Origin of the sequence: Symbioplanes lichenis, assembly GCF_030709675.1 — a bacterium.
In the GTDB taxonomy this organism is placed as follows: domain Bacteria; phylum Actinomycetota; class Actinomycetes; order Mycobacteriales; family Micromonosporaceae; genus Actinoplanes; species Actinoplanes lichenis.
The window spans coordinates 160,625-173,220 of sequence record NZ_JAUZQD010000008.1 but is presented as its reverse complement, the minus strand read 5'-3'; the positions used below and the strand labels follow the sequence as shown (position 1 = coordinate 173,220).

At 73.4% G+C, this 12,596-nt stretch carries 12 protein-coding genes and 1 pseudogene; all 13 read right to left on the bottom strand.

All coding sequences use genetic code 11. The features are described from left to right. Positions 1-85: 85 nt before the first annotated feature. Positions 86-1,666 carry a MinD/ParA family ATP-binding protein gene (locus RAN62_RS20720; RefSeq protein ID WP_305786344.1) on the bottom strand — a complete coding sequence of 527 codons (1,581 nt, stop codon included), beginning with the start codon at positions 1,664-1,666 and terminating at the stop codon, positions 86-88. 181 nt (positions 1,667-1,847) lie between these two features. Beyond that, the gene (locus RAN62_RS20715; protein ID WP_305786343.1) at positions 1,848-2,831 is read right to left on the bottom strand and encodes a hypothetical protein; all 984 of its coding nucleotides are present in this window, start codon (positions 2,829-2,831) and stop codon (positions 1,848-1,850) included. A gap of 10 nt (positions 2,832-2,841) precedes the next feature. Next, positions 2,842-3,765 (bottom strand): RluA family pseudouridine synthase, encoded by a 924-nt coding sequence (locus RAN62_RS20710; RefSeq protein ID WP_305786342.1) that lies wholly within the window; start codon positions 3,763-3,765, stop codon positions 2,842-2,844. Then, positions 3,762-4,478: a signal peptidase II gene (gene lspA / locus RAN62_RS20705; RefSeq protein WP_305786550.1), complete on the bottom strand. Its 717-nt coding sequence runs from the start codon at positions 4,476-4,478 to the stop codon at positions 3,762-3,764. Before lspA ends, RAN62_RS20710 begins: the two co-directional genes overlap by 4 nt. After that, on the bottom strand, positions 4,475-4,876 hold the full coding sequence (locus RAN62_RS20700; protein ID WP_305786341.1) for a TraR/DksA family transcriptional regulator: 402 nt from the start codon (positions 4,874-4,876) through the stop codon (positions 4,475-4,477). Before RAN62_RS20700 ends, lspA begins: the two co-directional genes overlap by 4 nt. A gap of 325 nt (positions 4,877-5,201) precedes the next feature. Beyond that, on the bottom strand, positions 5,202-6,713 hold the full coding sequence (locus tag RAN62_RS20695; RefSeq protein WP_305786340.1) for a potassium/proton antiporter: 1,512 nt from the start codon (positions 6,711-6,713) through the stop codon (positions 5,202-5,204). Between the two features lie 86 nt (positions 6,714-6,799). Beyond that, positions 6,800-7,165: pseudogene (locus tag RAN62_RS41390) on the bottom strand (DUF167 domain-containing protein); the annotation flags it as partial. A gap of 180 nt (positions 7,166-7,345) precedes the next feature. Next, positions 7,346-8,473 (bottom strand): hypothetical protein, encoded by a 1,128-nt coding sequence (locus RAN62_RS41385; protein ID WP_305786571.1) that lies wholly within the window; start codon positions 8,471-8,473, stop codon positions 7,346-7,348. A 76-nt stretch (positions 8,474-8,549) separates the two neighbouring features. Beyond that, positions 8,550-9,362, bottom strand: coding sequence for a DivIVA domain-containing protein (locus tag RAN62_RS20680; protein ID WP_305786339.1), 813 nt, complete (start codon positions 9,360-9,362; stop codon positions 8,550-8,552). 56 nt (positions 9,363-9,418) lie between these two features. Next, positions 9,419-9,724: a YggT family protein gene (locus RAN62_RS20675; protein ID WP_305786338.1), complete on the bottom strand. Its 306-nt coding sequence runs from the start codon at positions 9,722-9,724 to the stop codon at positions 9,419-9,421. Between the two features lie 25 nt (positions 9,725-9,749). After that, positions 9,750-10,448, bottom strand: coding sequence for a cell division protein SepF (locus RAN62_RS20670; RefSeq protein ID WP_305786337.1), 699 nt, complete (start codon positions 10,446-10,448; stop codon positions 9,750-9,752). 235 nt (positions 10,449-10,683) lie between these two features. Further along, the gene (locus RAN62_RS20665; RefSeq protein WP_305786336.1) at positions 10,684-11,406 is read right to left on the bottom strand and encodes a YggS family pyridoxal phosphate-dependent enzyme; all 723 of its coding nucleotides are present in this window, start codon (positions 11,404-11,406) and stop codon (positions 10,684-10,686) included. After that, positions 11,396-12,538 carry a cell division protein FtsZ gene (gene ftsZ, locus RAN62_RS20660; protein WP_305786335.1) on the bottom strand — a complete coding sequence of 381 codons (1,143 nt, stop codon included), beginning with the start codon at positions 12,536-12,538 and terminating at the stop codon, positions 11,396-11,398. Before ftsZ ends, RAN62_RS20665 begins: the two co-directional genes overlap by 11 nt. Positions 12,539-12,596: the final 58 nt, after the last annotated feature.

Sequence of the window (12,596 nt, the reverse complement as noted above, 5' to 3'; positions counted from 1 at the left end):
AGACCTGACGAGCCTAGACCCGTGGCCCCGCGAGAGGGGAGCCAGACACCCACCTATTCGGGGATTGCCTCGATGATCACACCGGCTACTCCGCGAACGGCTCGATCATCATCGCCGCCGCGCGCTGCCAGGCCTGCTTCGTCTCGGGCTGCAGGGCGCCGTACTCGATGGACGACCCCACCTCCAGCGACGGGTCGTACGGCACGATGGCCACCGCCCGCGTCCGCGTGGCGAAGTGCTTCGCGAGGTCGTCCAGCAACGGCAGCTTGCCCGGCGACGGGCACGAGATCAGCGTGACCGCGTTGCGGACCAGCTCCTCCTGCCCGGTCTCGTTGAGCACGTCGAGCATCCAGTCGGCGGTGAAGGCGGCGTCCTCGCGGGGCACGGTCGTCACGACGAGCTGGTCGGCGCTGCGCATGACGGTCTGCCAGTTGATGCTCTCGACGTTGTTGCCGGTGTCGACGCAGATGACGTCGTGGGTGCGGCGGAGCAGGTCCGTCACCCGGCTCACCGTGCTCTGGTCGAGCCGCTGCGCGAACCGGGGGTTCTCCTCGCCGGCCAGCACGTCGTAGGAGCCGTCCGAGGCGTGCCGCAGATAGCCGTCGAAGACCTGCATGAGGTCGTTGCCGTGCATGTTCTCGATCTGGAGCAGGTCGCTGACCAGGTGCCGGATGGTGCGGGCGTGCCGGGCGCTGCCGGCGCGCAGGCCGAGGGTGCCGCGCAGCTCGTTGTCGTCCCAGGCGAGCACGCCCCGGCCGCGCACGCTGCCGATGGTGGCGGCGGCCAGCACGGTCGCGGTGGTCTTGTGGACGCCACCCTTGGGGTTGGCGAAGGCCAGCACCCGCGGCTTGCCCAGCTTGCGGCGCAGCGTGGCGACCGCCCGGTCCTCGGCCTCCTGCCGCGTCTGCCGCCACTCGATGCGCGAGGCGGCGGGCGACGTCGGCGAGGGCGCGGAAGGCGGCGCCGAACGAGGCGCGGGAGCCAACGGCGGAACCGACCGCGGCGCGGGAGCCAACGGCGGCGCCGAACGAGGCGCGGGGGCCAGAGGCGGCGGCACGAAGGACTGCGGCGCGAAGGACTGCGGCGCCGACGGCGGCGCCGGCACCGAGGCCGACCCGACCGAGGCGGCCCCGCGCGACGGCAGGGGCGGCGCCGGCCGCGCGCCCGGATTGAAGAAGCTGTTCGAGTCGGCATCCGGCCGCGGCTGGAACCCCTCCCCGATCCGCGACTGCCGACGCTGATCAAGCGAAGGCGCAGGCGCCGGCAAGGGCGCAGGCCCCCGATCGAAAGACCGATCAAGCGAAGGAGAAGGAGGAGGCGAAACAGCGGGCGACGCCTCCGAAGCGTTCAGCCGCTCCCCCAGCGAAGCCCGACCCGGCCGCTGCTCCAGCGGATTGACCGGCGGCGGCACCGGAGCCCGCCGGGGCTCGGCCGCCCCGTAGGCCTCCCGCTGCCGCGGATCCAGCGGATTGAACGGCCGCTGCGGCCGACTGGGCAACGGCTGCGCATCGCCCTCGAGCCGCGAGCCGAAGTCTTCCCGGCGCGACCCGGAGTCCTCCGGCTCACGCTCGTCGTCCCGCGCGCTGTGCCGGGCCCGGTCGAGCAGCGCCCGCCAGCGCGGCGCCGGCTCCGCAGGCCGGCCCCAGCCGGTCTCGGTCCCGTCCACGGCTCGTCCTCCCCGCCCCTGCTCGATATCGGTCAATGTGCGCGCCGGTCACCGTCGGGGCAACAGGCTACGGACGCCTACCTTATTCGGGCCACCTCTGCGTGGCACAAGCCTGAGCGCTCTTGATCACCAACTGACAAACGCCGCCTTCACGGGCGAATGCACGTGAAGACTCCTGGAATCAACGCCCGGACGCGCCCGGGGATGCTGCCAGTGCTCGGGACGGCAGCTCGGCCTCGGTGCTCGCGGACGGTGCGGTCGATGCGGCAGCGCTCTCCTCCGGTGCCGGGGCGGACGGCGTGGGCCCCGGCGCGGGACGGGACGGTGCGGCCGGCGTCACACTCGCCCCGGTCGATGAGGGTAGTGGCGGGGAGGTTTGCGGGGCAACCTCCACCGTCGTCGTCTGTTCGGGCTGGACCGGGCGGAACTCGGTGCGGTCGAGGCGGCGTACCTCGGGGGCCGGGTCCACCGCCCGCACCTCGGCGCGGTCCGCGATGGTGTCGAGGATCTCCGGCCCGGCGCGCACGACGGCGGCGAAGACGCAGGCGCAGGCGGCCCGGTAGGCCGCGGCCTCGGCGGCGGCCGTCCGCGCGGCCGTGTCGTAGGCCAGGCGCAGGCGCTCGTCGTTGCGGGTGTCGCCGTGGAGCTTCCCGGCGAGCTTGCGATAGTCGGCCTGCTCCTGGTCACGGGCCAGGGCGGCGTTCTGCATGCCGGAGACGACATCTTGCGGCATGCGATAAACCGGAATCTTGACGACCTGCGTGCGCACGCCGGGCAGCGGCGCCCGGGCGTAGACCTGGGCGACGGGCGCGCCGCCGAGCAGGGCGGGAAGCCGGTCGGGCGGGAAGTAGGAGGCCAGGCTGACCAGGGCCCAGGTCTCGCCCGACGCGGGCGCCCCGGAGGCCGGCAGCAGCGCCGCCAGCTCGCCCCGGCTCGAGCGCAGATAGCCGGCGACCGACTGGCCGTCGACCACGCCGACCCGCACGACGTCGCCGGACTCGCGCTCGGGGGCCGGGCCGTGGTCGGTGCTGACCACGACCGTGATGAGCAGGGCCAGGGCCGAGGCCAGCACGAGCCCGGTCAGGACCCGCAGCCGCACGGGACCCGAGCCGGTGCGGGGCAACCCCCGCACCGGAGCGTGCATCGTGCGGTCTCCGGGGCCCATCGGAAGAAACCTAGCTCTCACCAAGGATGTCGAGTGCGTGCGCCAGGTCCTCAGGGTAGTCGCTCACGAACCGGACCTCCTCCAGCGTGCGCGGGTGCAGGAAGGAGAGCTCGCGGGCGTGCAGCCACTGCCGCTTCAGCCCGAGCCGGGCCGCCAGGGTCGGATCGGCGCCATACGTGAGATCGCCCACGCAGGGGTGCCGCAGCGCCGAGAAGTGGACGCGGATCTGGTGGGTGCGCCCCGTCTCCAGCTTCACGTCGATCAGGCTCGCCGAGCGGAACGCCTCGAGGGTGTCGTAGTGCGTGACGCTGGGCTTGCCGTCGGACATGACCGCGTACTTGTAGTCGGCGGTGGGGTGCCGGTCGATCGGCGCGTCGATCGTGCCGCGCAGCGGGTCGAGGTGACCCTGCACGACGGCGTGGTAGCGCTTGTCGACCTCGCGCTCCTTGAAGGCGCGCTTGAGGACGCTGTAGGCCACCTCGCTCTTGGCCACGACCATGAGCCCGGTGGTGCCGACGTCGAGGCGGTGCACGACGCCCTGCCGCTCGGCCGCGCCGCTGGTCGCGACGTTCTGGCCCATGGCGGCCAGGCCGCCGATCACGGTCGGGCCGGTCCAGCCGGGGCTCGGGTGCGCGGCCACGCCGACGGGCTTGTCGACCACCACGATGTCGTCGTCGCTGTAGACGATGCCCAGGCCGTGCACCGGCTCGGCGACCACGGCGGGCGCGGTCACCGGCGGCGGCAGCGTGACCTCGAGCCACGCCCCGGCGCTGACCTTGTCGCTCTTGGGCCGCGGGATGCCGTCGACGAGCGCGTCACCGGCCTCGACCAGGGACGCGGCCGCCGTGCGGCTCAGGCCGAAGAGACGCGACACGGCCTGGTCGAGACGCATGCCGTCCAGACCGTCGGGTACGGGCAACGACCGCGCGCTCATGCCGCGGCCCGCTTCTGCCCGGTACGCGACCCGTCGCGCTGCCGCCCGGTCAGCTCGAGCAGCACCGCCAGCACCACGCCGACGCTCAGGCAGCTGTCGGCGATGTTGAAGACGGGGAAGTACTGCGCGTTGGGCCCGAAGACACTGATCATGTCGACCACGTGCCCCTGGAAGAAGCCGGGGTCCCGGAACAACCGGTCGCCCAGGTTGCCCAGCGCCCCGCCCAGCACGAGGCCGAGCGCGACCGCCCACGGGATCGACCGCAGCCGGACGGCCATCCATCCGATCCAGCCCACGACGACGATCGTCACCAGCGGGAAGATCCAGGTCATCCCGGCGCCCATGCTCCATGCGGCGCCGCTGTTGCGCAGCAGCGACAGGTAGACCAGGCCGCCCAGGATGCGCACCGGCTCACCTTCGGTCAGGCCGTTGGTGGACAGCTCCTTGACCAGCTGGTCGAGCAGCACCGCGACGACGGCCACGACGCCGAGCACCGTGACCGCCTTGCGGGAAAAACTCTGGGGTGCGGCGGCGACCGGATCCGGCCCACCCCCGGCGGACTCCCCCGGAAGCGAGCCCGCGGGCGAACTCGCGGGTGAGCCCCCCGGAAGCGAGCCCGCGGGCGAACTCGCAGGCGAGCCCGCGACGGGCCCGCCCGCAGGCGAGCCCTCGACCGGGTGCGCGGCGCCGGCCGCTGCCTCGTCGGCGTTCAGCGTCGTTCCTCCAACTGCTTGCAGGACACACACAGGGTCGCGACCGGGAACGCCGCCAGCCGCTCGACGGGGATGGCGTTGCCGCATCGCTCGCACCAACCGTAGTTGCCTTCGCCGAGCCGCTCGAGGGCGCGTTCCACCTGTGTGATCCGCTCCAGCAGATTGTGCGCGAGAGTGATCTCCTGCTCACGCTCGAACGTCTTCGTGCCGGTGTCCGCCTGGTCGTCCCCGGCGGAGTCCTCGAGCCGCTCGCGCTGGAGGGCGGTGATCTCGGAGAGGGAGCGGTCGTACTCCTCCTGCAGCTCGTCGCGGCGCTCCACGAGCGCGACGCGGATCTGCTCGGTCTCCTCCGCGCTGCGGGTCCCCTTCGGCGCGGCCTTCTCGGTTGCCTTGGCCATCGTCGCTCCCCTGAGCCGCGCGCGGGGCGCGGCGAATCTCGGCGGTCATCGGTGTCGCGGGGTCGCGGTCGCCCACCGCCCCCGCACCCAGGCGGCCACGCCCCCGCGCGGCCCGGCACGCACCCCACGCACCTGTGCGCGGCGGTTCGACCCAGCCGCGCACTCCGGAGGGTGGCAAGGATACGGAACGTGAACGGTCCCGACAACACGCCGCACCGCCCCGACCTGCGACAAAAGCCCCGAACCGGACCGTCGGATACCGGTCAGGCCCCGACGGACCCGCCCGGCCGGCCGCCGGCGGAAGCCACGGATGATGCGGCGCCGGTCAGACCCGTTCCATCCCGTCCTCCCCGAACCACCGCGCGAGCCGCCCCCGCCGGCTCACGGCCCGCAACCGGCGTTCGGCGGTGTCCCGCACGTCCGCGGTGGCGACGATCAAAAGACTGTCCCCCGTACGCATCCGCGTGTCCGGCCCCGGCACGAACCCGCCCCCGTCCCGCACGATCAGCGTGACGCCGGCCCCGACCGGCAGCCGCAACTCGTCGATGTGCACCCCGGCCAGCCGCGAGCCCCGGTCGATGTCGATCTGCAGCAGGTCCGCGTGCATGCGCTCGAGCGGCGCCGTCTCGACGTGCACCTCGACCGTCTCCTCCGGCGCCGTGATGCCGAGCCGCCGCGCGACCGGCGCCAGGGTGCCCGCCTGCACCAGCGTGAAGATGATCACCAGCACGAACACCGCGTCGAAGAGCCGTCCCGCCCCGGGCGTCCCCGCCGACAACGGGATCGTCGCGAGCACGATCGGCACCGCGCCGCGCAGCCCGGCCCAGCTCAGGAACGCCTGTCCCCGCCAGCCCAGCCGCCGCGAGCCGCGCACCGCGACCGCCGACACCCACACCGACAGGGGCCGGGCGAAGAGGACCAGCGCACACCCCACGACCAGCGCCGGCACCAGCGCCGCGGGCAGCTCGGCCGGCGACACCAGCAGCCCGAGCAGCACGAACAGTCCGATCTGGGCCACCCACGCCAGCCCGTCCGCGAACCCCAGGATCGCCCGGCGGTGCGGGACCCGGCCGTTGCCGAGCACCACCCCGGCCACATAGACGGCGAGGAAGCCCGAGGCGTGGGCGACGGCACCGACCGCGTACGCGAGGAAGGTCAGCGCCACGGCCGCGATCGGATAGAGCCCGGCCGACGGCAACGCGGCGTGCCGGAGCAGCCACCGTCCGGCCACGCCGACCACGAGGCCGATCGCGGCGCCGGCGCTGAGCTCGTACAGGACGAGCAGGAGTTCGTACCACCAAGGGTGAGCGAAGGCACCCACGGCCGAGAGCAGCACGACCAGCAGGACCACCGGCGCGTCGTTCATGCCGGACTCGGCCTCGAGCGTGGCGACCAGCCGGCGCGGCAGCCGCAGCCGCCGCAACGTGGCGAACACCGCCGCCGCGTCCGTCGACGACAGCACCGCCCCGTAGAGCAGCGCGAGCCGCCAGTCGAGCCCGAGCACCCAGTGCACGACAGCGCCCACGACGGCGACGCTGACGGCCACCCCGAGCGTGGCCAGCGTCGCGGAGAGCCCGAGCACGGGCCGCAGGGTGGTCCAGCGCGCGGTCAGCCCGCCCTCGGCGATGATCATGATCAGAGCGCAGAAGCCGAGGGTACGGGTCAGCTCCGCGTCATCGAACCGGATCCCCAGCCCGGACTCGCCGATCAGCATCCCGATGAGCAGATAGACGAGCAGGCTCGGCAGCCCGATCCGCGTCGACACGCGCACCGCCCCGACCGCCACGAGCAGCACCGCGGCCCCGAGCAGGAGCGCGACGTCGAGCCCCTCCGTCACGCCACGCCGCCGCTCGCCCCGCCACGAGCCTCGCCGCCGGCCCCACCAGGAGCGCCACCGCTGCCGACCGCCCTGCCAGGAGCGCCATCACGCAGGGCGGCTACTTCGGCGCCGACGTCCCCGTCGACGGTGAAGACCTTGTCCCGGCTCGTCGCCCCGAGCTTGAGCGCGACCGCCCCCGCCCGCACCCCCAGCGCCTCGGCCAGCGCCCGCCGCACCGCCTCAGTGGCCTTCCCGTCGACCGCGGGCGCCCCTACCGCGACTATCAGCGCCGGCCCGTGCGGACCCTCGTAGCGCCCGCCGACCCGGGTCCGACCCGCCCCCGGCCGCGCCCGCACCGCCACCGACACCGGCCCATCGGCCTGCGCGCCCGCCGCCCCGCCCCGCGCAGAACCCGCCGGGCGACCGGCAGCATCGGAGGGATCGGATCGAGGCGCACGCCGCTTGGCCATGCCTCATTGTGCCGATGATCGATGCGAACCCGGAGCGGGCCCGCATCGACACCCACCGTCACCAACCGCGCTGACCCAGCGTCACCGGCGCGAGAGGGGCTCGCGCCGGCGACCCGGCCGGCGAACGGTGGGCAGCGCTCAGCCGCAACGCCGAGGACTCAGGAGCGTGTCGCCGCGGGCTCAGGAACGGGCCGCCGCGGCGACCAGCCGATCGACCGGACGGCACTGCCCGCACGGGCTGAAGCCGAGCTCGACCGCCTCCGCCACCGGCAGCCCCTCGGTCTCCCGGCCGGCCAGATGCGGGCACCCGGCCACGTGATAACGCGGCCGCCCGTCCACGACCAGCACCTCCGCGTCCATCCGGGCCACCCGCACCGCGTCGGCCGGCCGGACCGCCTGCGGCAGCGGCTCGTCGTCCGGGTCCTCCGGATCGGGCGCGGCGTACTCCCCGGCCTCCGCCGGGTCCGAAGCCACCGGTGGCCCGGCCGCGCTCTCCGGGGAAGCGTCCCCCTCGGACCGCGCGGCACCGATCACCGAGGCCGCCTGCTCGTAGTCGGCCCGGGGCCGGTCGCCCTCGCCGCCGGGAGCGTCGTGGGCCGGACCGGCGCCGGTGCGGGAGGACTCCGGTCCCGAGAACGGAGCATGGTCCCCACCGGCGCCGGCTCCGGCCCGCGGCGACTCGTCGCGCAGATCCGCGTCCGGAATGACACGCTGAGTCACATCGGGCCCGGTGGTGGCCGCCGTCCGGGGCGGGCCGGTGAGGCCCGCCTCGGCGTCGCGCTGACCCGCGGCGTAGGCGGCGGCCTGGTCCTGCCGGGCCCGGTCGTCCCGGTCGTCGTCCGGAGCGTCACGATCGGCCACCGGACCGGGAACGGCGTCGTCGATCTCCGAGGCGTCGCCGGAGCCGGAGAACGCCCCCGGGACGTCCCGGTCAGCGTAAGCGTCCCGCTCCCGCGACGACCCGAGATCCGAGAAAGCGCCCGGCCCGGCGAAGGAGGAAGCGGAAGAGCCCGGCCCGGCGAACGAGGAATCAGCGGATGGGGCCTCGGAAGCCGGTGCGGCCGCGGAGGACCCGGCAGCCGCGCGAGCGGCGGAGCGGGTGCGCGCCCGGGACCGGGCGGGAGAGGGGCCGGCGTCGGGATCCGACTCGCGGCGGGCGGCCGACTGGCGGGCGCCTGCCACGAGGGCGACGGCGGCCAGCAGGCTGGCGACGATCGAGCTGATGAGGAGGGAGCTCGAGCCGCCGACCAGGCCCAGGACGAGCAGCAGCACGGCGACGAGGATGAGCAGAAGGCTGGCTACGATCATGGCTCATCCCCGTCGCAGTGTTGACCGTGGAGCGGCTGTGCCGCACTGCAAAGGAACTCAGGGGTGGTGCGGGGGCTCAGCGGCCCTCGATGGAGTTGGCCCGGCTGCCGCCGTAGGACCCGGCGAGGCCGGCCGCGGCGAGACCGCCGGAGCCGCCGACCGCCCGGCCGGCGTCGGCCCGCGACATCTCCGCCTCGAGGCCCTGGCCCCGGCCGTCGAGGTCGCGCAGCTGGCTCTCGAGGTAAGCCTTCAGGCGGGTGCGGTACTCCCGCTCGAACTGCTTGAGCTCCTCGATGTGCTTCTGCAGCGCGGTGCGCTTGGCGTCCAGGCCGCCCATGGCCTCCTGGTGCCGCTGGCGCGCGTCCCGCTCGAGGGCGTCGGCCTTCGCCCGCGCCTCGCGGGTGACCTCCTCCGCCTTGGAGCGAGCCTCGGACAGCAGCTTGTCGGCCTCGCGGCGCGCGTCGGAGACGTGGTCGTCCGCGGTGCGCTGGGCCATCATCAGGACCCGCAGGGCCTGCTGCTCGCCGTCGCCACCGCCGGACGGGGCCGGCGCGCCGGGGCCCTGGGCCCGGACCTGCTCGAGCTCGGCCTGCATCTGGCGGGCGGCCTGCTCCGCGGCGGTCTTGTCGCGCTGCACCCGGTCGAGCTGGGCCTTGATGTCGTTGAGCTCCGCGGCGAGGCGGGGGTCGGAGCTGGGGCCGGCCGGCGCGGGACCGCGCCCGCCGCGCTCCACCTGCGCGCGCAGCTCGTTGTTCTCCTCGATCAGACGGGCGAGCTCGCGCTCGACCTCGTCCAGGAAGGCATCGACCTCCTCCTCGTCGTACCCCCGCTTGCCGATCGGGGGCTTCTTGAAGGCGACGTTATGCACGTCGGCCGGGGTCAGCGGCATCGAAACTCCTCGGGTCAGTTGCGGCCGCGTGGGACGGGGCCGATCAGCGCTCGCGGTCAGGCGAACGTGATGATCAGCCTCGCTAACACGAAATACAGAAGCACGTAAAGGATAACCAGCAGGACCAGGGACGCCAGGTCCAAGCTCACGGTACCAATTCGCAGCGGCGGGATCACACGCCTCAACGCCTTGAGGGGCGGATCAGTGACGCTCCACACCGACTCCAGCGCCGCCGACGCACCCCGCCCGGGTTGCCAGCGGCGACCGTACTGAAGCACCGCACCCAGGACGAACCTGGCCAGCAACGTCAGGAAGAAGAGATAGAGGAGCAGGAAGATGATCTGGAACACGATCGACAGCACGGTCAGCGGGTCCCTCGTTAGGGGGTCAACTCTGGGTGAAGAAGCCGCCCTCAGCGATCTTCGCCTTGTCCTCCGCGGTGACCTGGACGTTGGCCGGTGAGAGCAGGAAAACCCGGTTGGTCACGCGCTCGATCGTACCCCGCAGGCCGAAGGCCAGTCCGGCCGCGAAGTCGACCAGCCGCCGCGCGTCGCCCTCGTCCATCTCGGTGAGGTTGATGATGACCGGCACCCCGTCGCGGAAGTGCTCGCCGATGGTCCGCGCCTCGCGATAGGTGGTCGGGTGCAGCGTGGTGATCTGGTAGCGCTGCTCCTCCTCGTAGACCCGGGGCTGCGGCTGCGGCTGGGGCTGCGGGGCCAGGGCGAGGTTGTCGCTGGTGGCGTAGGCCGGGTCGGCCACGGGCGCCGGCGGCCGCGTGATCGAGCGCACGCTGCCCCGCTGGTGCTCCTGGCGGTCGAGGTCCTCGACGGCCCGCTGCAGCCGGCCGCTGTTGGCCGACGCCCGGGGCCGCGGCGGCGCCGGGGTCTCGTCGACCTCGTCCTCGTCGTCGGCATAGTCGTCGGCGTAGCCGTAGTCACGGGAGCGCGCACGCTCGCGGCCGCGGTCGTGGTCCCGCTCGCGGGGCTCCCGGTCGCGGTAGCTGTCGTCGCGGTAGCCCCGGTCGTCGTACTGGTCGTCCTCCTCGACGAGGCCGAGCCACACCCCCGCCTTGCGCAGAGCGCTCATGCGATCACCGAACCCTCGGCGCCGAACCGCTTGTCCATGCCCCCACCTCCGTCCGTGTGCGACCCACACCCCCTGTGGTGCCGCGTCCCCCCTTGCACGGATTCCGTGATCTTCAAACCTCTCGACCCCGGCGCCCGCGAACGACGTTGCGTCGTCGGGCGCGGCGCGGCGGCCCGGAGGACGACCTGCGCTTCGCGCGTAAACAACACGTATGTAGTTTGCTGCCCGCCAAAGGCTACCGCAGCGGGTTTCGCATCCCGAGCAAAGAAGTACCGATCCGTACGTGTGTCGCCCCGTGCTCGACGGCGGCCTCGAGGTCCCCGCTCATGCCCGCCGACACCACCGTCGCCCCCGGATGGTCCGCGCGCAGCCGGGCCGCGATATCGGCCAGTCTCGCGAACGCGCGCAAGGGCTCCCAGTCCCGGGGAGCCACCGCCATGACGCCACCGAGGCGCAACCGCTCGCCGCCGGCCGCGGCCTCGGCGACGCGCCACAGGTCACGGTCGGGGTCGGCGCCCCCGTCGACCGCGCCGCCCCGGCTGGGATCCCCGTCGATGCTGACCTGGATCAGCACCTCCAGCTCCCGATCCCGGCGCGAAAGGGCAGCCGAGCCGAGCGCCGTCGCCAGCCGCACCGAGCCGACCGACTCCACGACATCGGCGTAGGTCACCACCGACCTGGCCTTGTTACGTTGCAACTGCCCGACGAAGTGCCACCGCACAGCCGCGGAGACCGCGGCCGCCTTCGCCGCGGCTTCCTGATCCTTGTTCTCCCCGACGTCGGTGACGCCGAGCCCGGCGAGCAACTCGACGTCGCTCGCCGGGTACGTCTTGGTCACCGCCACCAGGGCGACGCTGCCCGGTGCACGCCCCGCACCGGCGACGGCACGCTCGATGCGCTCCCGCACCTCGGCGAGAGAAGCAGCCAGCTCAGCGTGCCGCTCCAGGTCAGGAACCATTCTTGAGGAAGTCCGGCACGTCCACGTCGTCGAAGAGCACCCGCCGCGGCGGCGGGGTGGTGGCCGCCGGCTGCGGCGCCGCGGCCGGGCTGACCGGCGCCTGCGGCACGCTCGGCGGGGTCGCCCGCGGCGCCGGGGGCGCCTCGACCGTCTTGCGGGCCGGCTCGGCGGGCTTGTACGACGGAGTGCCCCCGTCGAAGCCGGCCGCGATGACCGTGACCCGCACCTCGTCGCCGAGGGCGTCGTCGATGACCGCGCCGAAGATGATGTTCGCGTCGGGGTGGGCCGCGTCGGTGACCAGCTGCGCCGCGTCGTTGATCTCGAAGAGACCGAGGTCCGAGCCGCCGGCGATGGAGAGCAGCACGCCGCGCGCGCCGTCCATGCTCTGCTCGAGCAGCGGGCTGGAGATCGCCTTCTCGGCCGCCTCGACCGCGCGGTTGTCGCCGCGGGCGCTGCCGATGCCCATGAGGGCGCTGCCCGCGCCGCTCATGACGCTCTTCACGTCGGCGAAGTCCAGGTTGATCAGACCCGGCGTGGTGATCAGGTCGGTGATGCCCTGCACACCGGAGAGCAGCACCTGGTCGGCCTGGCGGAACGCGTCCATCATGCTGATGCCGCGGTCGCCCAGCGCGAGCAGCCGGTCGTTCGGGATCACGATGAGCGTGTCGCACTGGTTGCGCAGCTCGTCGATGCCGGACTCGGCCTGCACCTGGCGGCGCTTGCCCTCGAACGAGAACGGCCGCGTGACGACGCCGATGGTCAGCGCGCCGAGCTTGCGGGCGATGTTGGCGACCACGGGCGCGCCGCCGGTGCCGGTGCCGCCGCCCTCGCCGCAGGTCACGAAGACCATGTCGGCGCCCTTGAGGACCTCCTCGATCTCGTCGCGGTGGTCCTCGGCGGCGTTCTTGCCGACCTCCGGCTGGGCCCCGGCGCCGAGGCCGCGGGTCAGCTCGCGGCCGACGTCGAGCTTGACGTCGGCGTCGGACATCAGCAGCGCCTGCGCATCGGTGTTGATCGCGATGAACTCGACTCCCTTGAGCCCTACCTCGATCATGCGGTTCACGGCGTTCACGCCGCCGCCACCGATGCCGACGACCTTGATGACCGCCAGGTAATTGTGCGGAGGTGTCATCGGGCTCAGCCTTCCCTTCCAGGGTTTTCGGACGTCGAGGGCCCCAGCGGCTCCCCGT

What these genes read in the sequence shown, in the direction of transcription:
- RAN62_RS20715 (WP_305786343.1), bottom strand. Translation starts at nt 2,831, where the DNA reads ATGGGCCCCGGAGACCGCACGATGCACGCTCCGGTGCGGGGGTTGCCC.
- RAN62_RS20710 (WP_305786342.1), bottom strand. Translation starts at nt 3,765, where the DNA reads ATGAGCGCGCGGTCGTTGCCCGTACCCGACGGTCTGGACGGCATGCGT.
- RAN62_RS20700 (WP_305786341.1), bottom strand. Translation starts at nt 4,876, where the DNA reads ATGGCCAAGGCAACCGAGAAGGCCGCGCCGAAGGGGACCCGCAGCGCG.
- RAN62_RS41385 (WP_305786571.1), bottom strand. Translation starts at nt 8,473, where the DNA reads ATGATCGTAGCCAGCCTTCTGCTCATCCTCGTCGCCGTGCTGCTGCTC.
- RAN62_RS20680 (WP_305786339.1), bottom strand. Translation starts at nt 9,362, where the DNA reads ATGCCGCTGACCCCGGCCGACGTGCATAACGTCGCCTTCAAGAAGCCC.
- RAN62_RS20670 (WP_305786337.1), bottom strand. Translation starts at nt 10,448, where the DNA reads ATGAGCGCTCTGCGCAAGGCGGGGGTGTGGCTCGGCCTCGTCGAGGAG.
- RAN62_RS20665 (WP_305786336.1), bottom strand. Translation starts at nt 11,406, where the DNA reads ATGGTTCCTGACCTGGAGCGGCACGCTGAGCTGGCTGCTTCTCTCGCC.
- ftsZ (WP_305786335.1), bottom strand. Translation starts at nt 12,538, where the DNA reads ATGACACCTCCGCACAATTACCTGGCGGTCATCAAGGTCGTCGGCATC.